This window comes from Vreelandella sp. F11 (assembly GCF_042466685.1).
Taxonomy (GTDB): domain Bacteria; phylum Pseudomonadota; class Gammaproteobacteria; order Pseudomonadales; family Halomonadaceae; genus Vreelandella.
In genome coordinates this window covers 1577652-1590446 of record NZ_CP170448.1, presented here as the reverse complement: position 1 = coordinate 1590446, position 12795 = coordinate 1577652, and the positions used below count along the sequence as shown (strand labels likewise).

Below are 12795 nucleotides of genomic sequence, written 5' to 3'. Positions count from 1 at the left end.
CAACAGTTCACTCTCACCGCCTTTCCTTTGACCCAATCATAACAGAACAACGCGCACCTCGCCTCATCCTGAAGACTGCTTTCAATACGCTTCGCACAGGCACGGCTCCTTAAGCCAACAGGATTGCCAAGCCCCTATTGTAGACGAGCCCGTACAGAAGGATGCAAAAAAAAGCCCTCTACTTGGTGAAGAGGGCTTTTTTGTAGGGTAATGCGCTTAGATTTTGTTGCTTACGAACTTATTAAAAGTGATAGCGCGCTCCAGTGAGCCAATACGTTCTGTCTGCCGTGCTCTCTTTGCGTGCACTAGGCGCATCGCCGTCAGCCAGCTCTACAAAAACATCGAATGCGCTGGAAACTTTGTAGTAAGCCCCGGCTGCCCAGGCGTTGCTCTCTTCTCTTCCGTCAGGGTCGACGTTGTAGTAATCCGCGGTAAATGCCCACTGCCCTATGGAGTAGGTACCGCCCAGGCCAACCGTATCGAAACCACCGCCGTAGGTATCGTTATTATCCTGGGTTTCAACCCCCAAGCGCATGGAGAGCTGATCAGTGACCGAATATGCGCCGATAAGGCCATAAAGCATTTCGCCGTTACCGCTGCCGCCACCACGAACCACGTTCTCCACCGCGCCAAAACCGATTTTAAACGGCCCCTGCTGGTAACGAATACCACCTTGAGCAGCAACGACTTCGCCTTCACCGCTCTGTTCAGCAGCCGTTAATCCGCGCTCGCTGTAGTGCTTAACCTGGAGAAAAGAGGTGAAGCCGTTCAGCTCGGGGGTGTAGTAGCCAATTGAATCGCCGCGTGACTGTAACCCGGTTGAATTGAAGAGCAGGCCACGGTCGAGGTAGACATCAAAGGGCGCCGATACAAATTGGTAGTAGAGGCTATCGAAGTTACCTGCTTGCAGTGTGCCGTACTGTTTGCTCGCCAAGCCGATATAGCTCTGACGGATTTCATTGAAGCCTTGGTCAGTATTACGTTCATCGCCGGTAAATCGCCACTCTAAGCGCCCAAAGGCGTTTAGATCAGATGTAACGGCATGACTCATTCGAAACCCTAAGCGGGAGTAAACATCAACGAACTCCGCCCCATCATCGACTTTATTCCCAGCGCTATCAAACTCAGGGCCACCACCCGCAACCCCCATTGCGATACGCCCATAAACATCGAGCTTCGTGCCTTCTTGATCATATAGCGTTGTGGCTTGAACCGAGGAGATACTTAACAGGCTTGCGACCGCTACCGCCAACTGCTTCTTCTGCATTATAAATAATCCCTTGATACGCTAATTTTATTGGCTGCTTTAGCTTCTCAGCTGCACAGCCAGATAATGTTATACAATATCAAGCCATTATTAAAGAAAAATCGTTCTTATTTGTATTGCCGCCTAAAAGCAAATTATGAGCAAAAAAAAACCGACCTCTAAGAGGTCGGTTCTATTGGTTCTGCTAGGCTGTTAACCCTTCAAACGTGGTAATTAAACCAAGCTTAGAAGTGGTAACGAGCGCCTGTCAGCCAGTATACGTCGTCGGTCAGGTCACCAAGGGTAACGTCACGATCAACAGTCGGCGCGTCGCCGTCAGCCAGCTCTAGGAATACGTCGAAGTTGCTGGAAACGTTGTAGTAAGAACCAAACGCCCATGCGTTGCTGTCATCCAGGCCACCGTCACGATCTACGTTGTAGTAGTCAGCAGTGAATGCCCAAGGACCAGTAGTGAAAGTACCACCCAGGCCGACTTTATCGTAGCCGTTTTCGTCGTTTGCACCACGAAGCGCGTAGCTGTCGTTGTTGTCACGAGTTTCATAGCCCAGACGTGCAGAGAACTGGTCAGTGAAGTCGTAAGAACCGATCAAGCCGTACAGCATTTCGCCGTTACCGCCGCCACGCTGAACATCTTCAACAAAGCCTAGACCGATGGTGATCGGGCCTTGTGCGTAACGAACACCACCTTGCGGTGCAACTACAGCACCTTCTTCAGTAGTGCCTACGCCTTCAACTTCGCCACGCTCGCTGTAGTGCTTAGCTTGCAAGAATGCAGTGAAGCCGCTCAGGTCAGGCGTGTAGTAACCGATAGAGTCACCACGTGACTGCTTCGGGTGACCAGCGAATTCAAAACCACGGTCGATGTAAACATCGAACGGCAGTGAAACGAACTGGTTGTAGAAGCTGTCGAAGTTACCAGCTTGGAAAGTACCGAACTGGTCGCTTTGCAGACCGAGGTAGCTCTGACGGATTTCGTTGAAACCTTGGTCAGTGTTGCGCTCGTCACCGCTGAAACGCCACTCGAGACGACCGAAAGCAGTCAGGTCGCGAGAAACTTCGTGGCTCATGCGCAGGCCAAGACGTGAATAAACGTCTACGAATTCAGCGCCGTCATCGATTTCTTGACCAGCGTTGTTGAACTCAGGGCCGCCACCAGCGATACCCATGGCGATACGGCCGTAGATGTCCAGCTTGGTGCCGTCTTGGTCATAAACAGTTGCTGCTTGTGCTGCAGCAGAGGCGCCCAGGGCACCAACGATAGCAGTCGCTAAAAGTGTTTTTTTCATGATGTAAGTTCCTTAACTCGTATACTGTTTCGATCGTTGCTGCTCAGCTCTTAATAAGCTGGCAGTTGGCTTTTGCGGGCCATGCTCTTTTGCCATCCGCCGGTTTTTCCCGGTGGTATGCGGCATGTCCTCAACTAAGCCTTGTTATAGTCCAATGCTCGCAGGACAAACTTTATACCGGGACTCCAGTGAACGCAATAGAAAAAAACAGTGTTTTCTTACTATTTGTGTTTTTTTATGGAACCCACGCCTACAAGCCTGGTCTCAGCGGCCTTTGAATTTCTGCTGCAAGTCTAACAATTTGTCTTCCATGCTAAGCGGCTTACGCGACTCACCTTTTTTTGCTTCCGGCGCTAAATCAGGCTGTTTAGGGGCTTCTCGGCGAGTGTGTTTAGTAGCAGACGCTGATTTGGATTGTTTGGATGGCGTTTTTTCTGGCGGCTTTACCTCTTTCTGATCACCACGTTTGGCTGATGCATGAAGTGCCGCTTCTTTATCGACCTTTCCTGCGGGCTGACCATCCAGATCTACCCGTTCGGCGCCTTCTCGCACGGCTTTTATATAGCGGGGAAGGTTCACGTAGTTGGCCAAGGCGCGGCGAATCAACTTACTGGGCCACTCTTCACGCTCTACAAGGTCTTGGTGAATACCTACTTTAAGCGGTTTGGTATGCCCCTTGAAGAAGGCTTTGGGGTAACGCTCGTACCACTGGTTAAGAAGGGCGTGCGGTGAAGGTGTCTTGGCCGCTTCATGGCTAGCCGATGTTTCAGCTTTTTCTTCTGCTGCTGTTGCTGTTTCTGTTGCAGGGGGGGCTGCTTCCACAGGAGCAGCTTCAGTAGATACACTCTTTTCAGGCGCCTTGACGTCGAGTCTGTTCGCGTCATGGGTCTCTGCGTCGAGGTTTTTTGTATCGAAAGCTGCTTCGCTGGGTACATCAGCGCCTACTGCAGTGACGGGTTCTGGGCTTGGCACGCTTTGCTCTTGGGCGTCTTGCTGCGCCAATTGCTGCTTTAGCCGCTGGTTTTCTTCACGCAGGGCTTGTAGCTCAGCTTGTGTGCGTTCCAGACGCGCTTCTAAATCATCTAACATGTTCATTAAGCTGGCGGCCATAGCCTTCTCCTTTACCCTGTTCAGTCGGCGATGCGCTCATAGACTACGAAATCATAGTTTGGCTGCCCTTCTGCTGGCTGCCCCGCTACGCGCTGCACTTCCTGCCACTCGTTGGGGTCGAAGTCAGGAAACGTTGCGTCGCCTTCTACGTCAATGTCCACTTCCGTTATGTACAGCCGTTGGGCAAAGGGTAACGCCTGGCGGTAAATTTCTCCGCCTCCCATTACCATGATCTCTTCTGCCGCCTCTATGGTGGCGTGCTGGTCGGCCAGGTCTAGCGCTGCGGGCAGATCGTGGCAAACGCGCACGCCTTCATGTGAAAACTCGGCGTTGCGGGTGACCACGACATTAAGCCGGTTGGGCAGCGGCTTGCCAATAGAGGCGTAGGTTTTACGCCCCATGACCAGCGGTTTTGCCTGGGTAATACGCTTGAAGAACTTTAAATCTTCGGGCAAGTACCAGGGTAGCTTGCCGTCTACACCTATTACTCGATTTTTAGCCATGGCAACGATCATGGCCACTGGCACTAACGAGTCGAAGGTATCTTTCTGCTGACTCATACCGCTACCTCGGCTTTGATGTGCGGGTGCGCCTCGTAAGCGTCAATGTGAATGTCTTCAAAACGGAATGCGAACAGGTCATCGATCGCTGGATTAAGCACTAGCTTCGGCGCTGACTTGGGCGTGCGCGACAGCTGCTCTTTGGCCTGTTCAAGGTGGTTACTGTAGAGGTGTGCATCGCCTAGGGTGTGGATAAATTCCCCCGGCTGCAGTCCTGTTACTTGGGCCACCATGGTCAGCAACAGGGCGTAGCTGGCGATATTGAATGGCACACCAAGGAAAATATCGGCACTGCGCTGATAGAGCTGGCACGACAGTTTTCCATTGGCGACGTAGAACTGGAACAGGCAGTGGCAAGGCGGAAGCTGCATGTCATCGACCTGAGCCGGGTTCCAGGCAGAGACAATTAGGCGGCGCGACTGGGGCGAGGTGCGAATTTGATTGAGCACCTTGGCAATTTGGTCAACGCTCCCCCCTTTAGGATCGGGCCAGCTGCGCCACTGGTAGCCATAAACGGGGCCCAGGTCGCCGTTTTCATCTGCCCACTCATCCCAAATCCGCACGCCGTTCTCTTTTAGGTAGGCAATGTTGGTGTCGCCTTTCAGGAACCAGAGTAGTTCGTGAATGATAGAGCGCAGGTGGAGTTTTTTGGTGGTCAGTAGCGGAAAACCACGCGATAAGTCGAAGCGCATTTGATGGCCAAACACGGAGCGCGTGCCAACACCTGTGCGGTCGTGGCGATCAACGCCATGCTCCAGAACGGTTTGCATCAAGTCTAAATAGGGTTGCTCAAGCGCGGGCGTTGTAGCAGTCACAGAATTTCCAAATTAACAGGCGATGTAGCGGTTTATTCTAGGCGCCCATAGCGGCCCGGTCTAGCGGTGCCGGCGTGTTAGCGTTATGCAGTTAACCCCGGCACCGCTTCGCGCTGCTTTCGCGGGTGCGCCGTAGGCTTACCACGCGCTACTAAATCTCGCATGCACATGTAATGTGGGATTCCTATGTAGTGTGCACGTTATGCATATGGCCGCGGCACGTAATTACACCACCGAAAGCGAGTGAGTGCACATACCTGTAGCGCGTGGTAACGAAGAACGCGAGTTCAGCGAGCGTTTGTAGGCACCCGCGGGAGGCGGCGATACGACGCCCAGTGGCAACCAAACAACAATCCCCACACAAGCCAAAACCCGGCACCGCTTCGCGCTGCTTTCGTGCCGGGCCGCCGCTGCGTGTGCGCCGTAGGCTTACCACGCGCTACGAAAACCTATGTTTACGGCGTTTAATCTTAGCTTACGACTTTTATATCTACTGGCTGGGAGCGTGACCAGGCAATAATGATGAGGCCCAGCGCGATCATGGGGAGCGTTAGCAGCATACCCATGGTCACCCAGCCGAAGGCGATAAAGCCGATGTGGGCATCAGGCATACGAACAAATTCGACCATAAAACGGAACACGCCGTAGCAGACCAAGAATAGGCCGGATAAAAAGCCCCGCGATGTCGGTTTAGCCGAGACCCACCAGAGAATAGCGAACAACACAACACCCTCTAACAGCGCCTCATAAAGCGCTGACGGGTGGCGTGGTTCAGGCCCCATGCCAGGAAACGGCATGCCCCAGGGTAACGAGGTCAAGCGGCCCGGTAGCTCATGGTTGATAAAGTTACCGATTCGCCCGGCGCCTAAGCCAATCGGCACTAACGGGGCGATAAAATCGGTGAGGGTCAAAAATGCCAGCTGCTTACGCCGGGCGAATATCCAGGCGGCCAGCAATACACCGAGTAGGCCGCCATGGAAGCTCATACCGCCATCCCATACGCGGAAAATCCAGAGTGGGTCGGCTGTCCACTGCCCTAGCCCGTAAAACAGTGCATACCCTAGCCGCCCACCGGCGACAACACCAATCGCACAGTAGAAGAGTAAATCACCGATGTCGTCATTATTGAGGCCAATCCGTGATGCACGTCGACAGCCAAGCCACCAAGCTGCGACAAATCCCACTACGTACATCAGGCCATACCAATGGACTTGCAGGGGCCCCAAGGAGATAGCCACTGGGTCAATCGTCGGGTAATTAATCATTTACACTCTCTAATGCTGACCAAAAAATATTGATGCCTGCTCACGGTCGTTGGCGTGTAGCAAAGCTACTGTCGCCATACCTGGACGCCATCGCGAGCAGTACACCAATGTTACGAGTGCAATGATAAGTCTGCTTACTCAGAAAGCCACCTTTATCGTTCTTCAGGCGGCATTGTTTTAATCGCACCGGGAAACCAGTGGGTAATCATATTAAGCAGGGTTTCGGGCTGATACGGCTTTGCGAGCAGGTCGTCCATTCCGGCGGCTAGGCAGGCATCGCGCCCGGCATTGTCGGCGTTGGCGGTTAGCGCGACCAGCACGCTTTGATTACCGCCCCGGTTACGCTCGGACTCGCGCCAGCGCCTGGTGGTTTCAAGACCGTCCAGGGTGGGCATAAAAATATCCATGAACACCAGATCAAAGTTGACGCTTTTTTGGCGCTCCAGCGCCTGCTCACCACTACTAACACCCTCTACCTGCAGGCCTTGGGTTTCCAGCATCTGCCGGGCGAGCATCAAATTAACCGGGCCATCGTCGACGACTAATACCCGCAAATTGCGCTGCGAAGCGGCGGGCGCGCCATCACTTCCCACCTCACCCATTCCACTACTGTTTCCAAAACGGTTATCAAAACGATTTCCAGAACCTTGCCCAGGGCTCTGCCCATCGGAATCCTGTTGAATGAGATTGGACAGGAGTGCGCGTATATCCGACACGTGTTCGTATACTTCCATGACATTTTGCCGACATTTATCGGTAATCTCTTTATTCGCCATGGTGTCTAAGTGGGCTAACAAGTTGTCGGTTTCATGTTGCAGCAGCGTTAGATAGCCTGACTTCAAACGCGACTCTTCCCGCGCTCTTTCACGGCCCGCCATCAAATGCTTGAGCTGGCGCTGTTGATGCTGAAGGTCATCCAGTAGGGTTTGCTCATGCTCCTGCCGGGTGTTCTTGGTGGCGGCATTGGCTACTTGGGAGCAGTGCATGCAGCGTTCAAGACCGGCTAGCACTTCGTTAACGCTGGCCAACCGCTGAAGCGGCAGGTGAGATTCGTCGGCGGCATCCGGCGGGGCGCATTTATGCTCGGGTAGTGCACGCGCCGCGGTGGTGCAGAGTGCTTGGCTATGCCGTTCCAGTTCGCTGAGTTCTTGCATAAACCGCGCGTCTTTGTGCCGAGCACGGGTTTTTACCAGCATGAGGAAGACGCTGACGTTCAGACTAGTGCCAATGAGCAGTGCCGCCACCAACCACAGCATGGTGCTCCAGGAGGCGCTGCTTGGCGATATCCACCACATCATGGCGCCAACCACCAAACAAAGTACGACTAATGCTGCTTGTACAAGCAGGAGGGGCCACAGCAGAGGCCAAACAATGCCGTTCCAAAAGTGTTCCCTTTCATAGCGTTGCATGATCTCGCCTTCCTATTGGCCAAATGGCCGCTAATAACGTGACCGCTGTTTAAAACCCAGGCTGCCTGCCAACACTCACACCCAACCGTGTGGAGTTTTATGCTACAAACATGATACTGATGTAAGTGTACGTCTACGCTTCGTTACTGTCATGCGGCTCTTGCGTTGAACGTTTTCCACCCTTTCACCTACGAGTTTGCTATGTGCTTAATATCGTTTGCTTGGCAACCCGGCACACCTACGCCTTTGCGGCTGATGGGTAACCGTGATGAGTTTTATGCGCGCCCCACCGCGCCGCTGGGTGAGTGGCAAGACAGCCCCGACGTTATCGGCGGGCGTGACTTGGAGGCCGGTGGCTCGTGGCTGGCTGCCAAGCGTGGTGGCGTCTTGGCCGCTTTAACCAATGTGCGAGACCTGCAGCTAAGCGTGCCTGCCGGCGCCCCAAGCCGGGGAGAGCTGGTCGCCAATGCGTTGCAGAGTGACGATATTGAAGGGTGGCTGTCCGCACTCAACGAGGGCGAGGCACTACGCTACGCCGGGTTTAATTTATTAGTCGCAACGCCGCAGCGGCTTTGGCACCTTCACCGGGGTCGGGATCGTCTGGCTCTCAGCGAAGTCTCTCCCGGCGTGCATGGCCTCTCCAACGCTGACCTCAACTCACCTTGGCCAAAGCTTTTACAGGTTCGCGATGCGCTTGAGCAGAGTTTATTACCTGTAGGCGCTTTGAAGACCTGGCCCAGCACCGTGAAGCGCGCAATGCAAGATCCGCAACAAGCGGCTGACGAGGCGTTGCCGGATACCGGCGTGGGGCTTGAACTGGAGCGCCAGCTTTCGGCGGCGTTTATTGTCGGCGAGCACTACGGCACCCGCGCCACCTCGTGGCTTACGATGGATAGCCGCGGGCAGATTGAAATGACCGAGCAGCGCTTTGGGTCGCTGGGCCGCTTTGAGGGTGAAACCACCCTGGCGCTATCCAGCGACTCACTTGCTTCTACTTCCTAAGGTTTTATGAAAAACCTAGTCACGGGGCGGCATTAGATGCGTCAACTGCCACTCTTCCATACGCTTCTCTAAATGAGTATGTACCTGGGCAGGTGTATCCAGCTCCATCACTTCTTTAAGCAGTTGTTCGGCATCGCTAAACGGTACTCGGCGAATTGCCGCACGCACTTTGGGCAGGCTTGGCGCGTTCATAGAGAGGCTTGTAAAGCCCATGGCCATCAGCAGTAGCGCCCCGGCCGGGTCACCGGCCAGTTCCCCACATAGCGAAATGGGTTTATTGAGCCGCGAGGCATCGGCGGCCAGTTCCAGCAGCGCACCTAGCAGCGCCGGGTGCATGGCGTCGTAGAGGCTGGAGACCCGGGGGTTGTTGCGATCCACTGCCAGCAAGTACTGGGTTAGGTCGTTGCTGCCTACGGAGAAGAAGTCGACTCGCTTCGACAGTGCGTCCATTTGGTAGATAGTAGCCGGCACTTCAATCATCACGCCCACCTGGGGCCTGACAACCGTGATGCCCTCTTCGCCCAGCTCTAGAATGGCGCGATCCAGCAGGCGCAGCGCTTCATCGACCTCTTCGACGTTGGTGATCATCGGGAAGAGGACGTAGAGGTTATCCAGGTCAATGGAGGCTTTGAGCATGGCGCGCAGCTGCACCATCAATACTTCCGGATGATCCAGGGTGACACGCATCCCACGCCAACCAAGGAACGGATTGGCCTCTTCAATGGGAAAATAGGGCAGGTCTTTGTCACCGCCGATATCCAATGTGCGCATGACCACCGGCAACGGGGCAAAGCCTTCAAGCTGCTCACGGTACAGCTTGGTTTGCTCTTTTTCGCCGGGGAAGCGTTCGGTAATCATAAACGGCACTTCGGTTCGGTAGAGCCCCACCCCACCAATGCGGCTTTTCAGCAGCGCGGTGGCATCTACCGCTAAGCCGGTATTGACCATAAGCGGCATGGTGCGGCCGTCGGGCGTGGCGCTGGGCAGATCCTGCTCGTGCTCAAGCAGTTCGCTGAGCGCCTCTTCTTCGGCGATCAGACTCTCATACCTTGCCGTAAGTTCAGGTGCCGGGCGTACAAACAGGCGGCCTCGGTGGCCATCCAGCACCACCGGCGCACCGCCGAGGCGTGGCAGCGGCAAGTCCACCATGCCCAACACCGTCGGAATGCCCATGGCGCGAGCGACGATTGCCACGTGAGAGGTGCTGGAGCCGCGTACCGAGACCAGCCCTTTAAGCTTGTCGCGGGGCACTTCGCCCAGCATGGCTACGCTGATCTCATCACCGACCAAAATCGCGTTATCGGGATAGGTTTCCGGCGTTGACGGGGTATCTTCCTGCAGATGCGCCAGCACCCGGCGGCCCAGGTCGCGTATATCCGCCGCCCTCTCGCGCAGGTAGTTATCATCTACCCGCTCTAGGTACTGGACGTGACGGCGCACTACGTCGGCCAAGGCGCCGGGCGCCCACTGGCCTTCGCGAATACGCTTCTCTACCTCATCGGCCAGCGCGGCTTCGCCAAGCATCTGTTGGTAGACATCAAACAGCGCCAGCTCCTGGGCGGAGATACGGCTTGCCAAGCGCTCGGCCGCCGCGCGAATTTCGCTGCGGGTTTTGCCAATGGCCTCCTTTAAGCGCGCCACCTCGTAGTCTTGATCGCTTGGAATGAGGTCAGGCACGCTATTAAGGTCGGAGGGAGGGGTAATGACCACCGCCTCACCCATGGCCATACCTGGCGAGGCCGCAACGCCTTTAAACATCGCTTGCCCACCGGCAAGCGCCGGGCGCAGCAGGTTGCCTGTCGCTAAGGCGTGAGCTAGCACTCCCGCCAATTGCGCCGCCATGGTAACCAGGAAGGCTTCATCTTCATCATCGTAGCGGCGCTTTTCGGCTTGCTGGACAACCAATACGCCCAGCATATGGCGCTGGTGAATAATCGGCACACCCAGAAAACTGGAGTAGCGCTCTTCTCCGGTCGCTTCAAAATAGCGGAACTGCGGGTGGGTCTGGGCGTCCTCGAGGTTAAGCGGCTCGCTGCGCTTGGCCACCAAGCCCACCAGGCCTTCGCCTAACGGCAGTACGACGCGCCCGACTGCTTGAGTGCGCAGACCGATGGTCTCCATCAATACCAGCGACTCAAGCTCCTTATCGTAAAGGTAGAAGGAGCACACATCGGTCTGCATCGCTTTACGAATTCGGCGTACCATCGTGGACAGCGCGGCGTCGAGGTTGCGCGCGCCATTCACCTCCTGGATTACCCGGCGCAGCACCTCAAGCATGGACGTTTTACTTTTCACTATTATTTGCCTCGCTGAGGAATTTCCTGGCAAACTGCTGCCGCCCTATGTTGGGCAGCGGCGCGTTGCCCTAATCTTCATCCTGTGCCAGGCGCTGAACGCGGGGAGATAGCTCTCGCAGCGCGCGCCGATATACCTCTCGCTTGAAAGGCACTACCTGCCCTAGCGGGTACCAGTAGCTCACCCACCGCCACCCATCGAATTCGGGGGTTGGGGTTGCCGTCATACAGATCTGGCTTTCCTGGCAACGGATTTTAAGTAAAAACCACTTCTGCTTCTGGCCTATACAGACCGGACGCGAATGTGTGCGAATCATACGTCGTGGCAGACGGTAGCGTAGCCAGCCCCGGGTGCAGGCAACAATATCAACATCGTCGGCGGTTAAGCCGATCTCTTCGTAAAGCTCACGAAAAAGTGCTTGTTGTGGCGTCTCGCTTGCATTGATGCCCCCCTGGGGAAATTGCCACGCATTTTGTCCTACCCGACGTGCCCAAAGCAGTTGCCCCTGGCTATTGGCAATGATGATGCCAACATTGGGGCGAAAGCCGTCAGCGTCGATCACGGACTTCACCTTATAAATTTTCAGTTGTCCCCATTTTTCCACAAGGGAGACAAGCGTATCAATACAATATAACGCTAAGTCATGAATGGTTACTTGGTATTAGCCTGAGTGCTGGTGGGAATGGTCGGGCGACTCTGCGATAATCCGCGTCCGCTATTTGCCTTACTAGCGTCTCGGACAGCACTACTGTCCTTCAACTTTCACTGACTAAAAAAAGGGGAGCGCCGTGAGTCTGGCCATTTTCGATTTGGATAATACGCTGCTATCCATCGACAGCGATCATGCCTGGGGCGAGTTTCTACTCGAACAAGGGGCCGTTGATCCGGTCGCTTACCGGGAAGCCAATGAGCGTTTTATGGCCGATTACAACGCAGGCACCCTGGATATGGCGGCGTTTTTGGAAATGGCGCTTAAGCCACTGGCCGACAACTCCCCTGAGCAGCTTTCTGCGTGGCACCAGCAGTTTATGGTCAGCAAAATCGAGCCCAATATTCTGCCTAAAGCCGAAGAGCTACTCGCGCGCCACCGCACCAAAGGCGACACACTGCTGATTATTACCGCCACTAACCGCTTTATTACCGCTCCCATTGCCGAACGCCTGGGGGTGGATCATTTAATCGCGGTGAATCCGGAGGTCAAGAATGGCCGCTACACGGGCCGCGTTTCGGGCATCCCCAGCTACCGCGAAGGCAAAGTCACTCGGTTGGAAAAGTGGCTGGAAGATCAAGACCAGACAATGGAAGGCGCCTGGTTTTACAGCGACTCGCACAATGATTTGCCGCTGCTAGAAATAGTCGAGCACCCCGTCGCCGTCGACCCCGACGATACCCTGCGCCAGGTCGCTGAAGAGCGCCAATGGCGGATTATGAGTTTGCGGGATTGAGTTGGTGAAGGCGAACCCCGGCACCGCTTCGCGCTGCTCCCGCGGGTGCGCCTTAGGCTTACCACGCGCTACTAAATCACGCCTGCTCTTGAAGCCGGGGATTCCAAGGGTGTGTGCACATTATGCATATGGTCGTGGTACGTAATCACGCCACCGAAATCGAGTGAGTGCACGTCCCCGTAGCGCGTGGTAACGAAAACGCGAGTTCAGCGAGCGTTGAAGGCACCCGCGGAAGGCGGCGGAACGACGCCCAGTGGCAACCAACCCACACTGCCCACACAAGCCAACCCCGGCACCGCTTCGCGCTGCTTCCGCGGGTGCGCTGACGCTTACGCCGCGCT

Annotated in this window: 11 protein-coding genes; 2 read left to right on the top strand and 9 right to left on the bottom strand. The window is 55.3% G+C overall.

Annotation, left to right across the window (positions count from 1 at the left end):
- Window positions 1–241 precede the first annotated feature (241 nt).
- The 7 genes from ACFIOZ_RS07195 to ACFIOZ_RS07165 form a co-directional block, all read right to left on the bottom strand.
- On the bottom strand, window positions 242–1267 hold the full coding sequence (locus ACFIOZ_RS07195; RefSeq protein ID WP_386082999.1) for a porin: 1026 nt from the start codon (window positions 1265–1267) through the stop codon (window positions 242–244).
- A gap of 224 nt (window positions 1268–1491) precedes the next feature.
- Window positions 1492–2553: a porin gene (locus tag ACFIOZ_RS07190; RefSeq protein WP_386082998.1), complete on the bottom strand. Its 1062-nt coding sequence runs from the start codon at window positions 2551–2553 to the stop codon at window positions 1492–1494.
- A 264-nt stretch (window positions 2554–2817) separates the two neighbouring features.
- Window positions 2818–3663 carry a ProQ/FINO family protein gene (locus ACFIOZ_RS07185; RefSeq protein WP_386082997.1) on the bottom strand — a complete coding sequence of 282 codons (846 nt, stop codon included), beginning with the start codon at window positions 3661–3663 and terminating at the stop codon, window positions 2818–2820.
- A gap of 20 nt (window positions 3664–3683) precedes the next feature.
- Window positions 3684–4223, bottom strand: a complete 540-nt coding sequence (locus ACFIOZ_RS07180; RefSeq protein ID WP_386082996.1) for a dihydrofolate reductase — start codon at window positions 4221–4223, stop codon at window positions 3684–3686.
- A complete protein-coding gene (locus ACFIOZ_RS07175; protein ID WP_386082995.1) occupies window positions 4220–5038 on the bottom strand; it encodes a thymidylate synthase in 819 nt (272 codons plus the stop codon). Before ACFIOZ_RS07175 ends, ACFIOZ_RS07180 begins: the two co-directional genes overlap by 4 nt.
- Before the next feature lie 470 nt (window positions 5039–5508).
- On the bottom strand, window positions 5509–6303 hold the full coding sequence (gene lgt / locus ACFIOZ_RS07170; RefSeq protein WP_386082994.1) for a prolipoprotein diacylglyceryl transferase: 795 nt from the start codon (window positions 6301–6303) through the stop codon (window positions 5509–5511).
- Window positions 6304–6455: 152 nt separating this feature from the next.
- The gene (locus ACFIOZ_RS07165) at window positions 6456–7712 is read right to left on the bottom strand and encodes a response regulator (RefSeq protein WP_386082993.1); all 1257 of its coding nucleotides are present in this window, start codon (window positions 7710–7712) and stop codon (window positions 6456–6458) included.
- Between the two features lie 201 nt (window positions 7713–7913).
- Between ACFIOZ_RS07165 and ACFIOZ_RS07160 the strand changes: the two genes are divergently transcribed.
- Complete coding sequence (locus tag ACFIOZ_RS07160) at window positions 7914–8714, top strand: NRDE family protein (RefSeq protein ID WP_386082992.1); 801 nt, start codon at window positions 7914–7916, stop codon at window positions 8712–8714.
- A 15-nt stretch (window positions 8715–8729) separates the two neighbouring features.
- Here the strand turns inward: ACFIOZ_RS07160 and ptsP are convergent, their stop codons facing one another.
- Both ptsP and rppH read right to left on the bottom strand, forming a co-directional pair.
- Complete coding sequence (gene ptsP / locus ACFIOZ_RS07155; RefSeq protein ID WP_386084007.1) at window positions 8730–10991, bottom strand: phosphoenolpyruvate--protein phosphotransferase; 2262 nt, start codon at window positions 10989–10991, stop codon at window positions 8730–8732.
- Window positions 10992–11079: 88 nt separating this feature from the next.
- Window positions 11080–11571, bottom strand: coding sequence for an RNA pyrophosphohydrolase (gene rppH, locus ACFIOZ_RS07150; RefSeq protein ID WP_088701249.1), 492 nt, complete (start codon window positions 11569–11571; stop codon window positions 11080–11082).
- 226 nt (window positions 11572–11797) lie between these two features.
- Between rppH and ACFIOZ_RS07145 the strand changes: the two genes are divergently transcribed.
- Window positions 11798–12454 carry an HAD family hydrolase gene (locus ACFIOZ_RS07145; RefSeq protein WP_386082991.1) on the top strand — a complete coding sequence of 219 codons (657 nt, stop codon included), beginning with the start codon at window positions 11798–11800 and terminating at the stop codon, window positions 12452–12454.
- The last annotated feature ends 341 nt before the right edge of the window (window positions 12455–12795 follow it).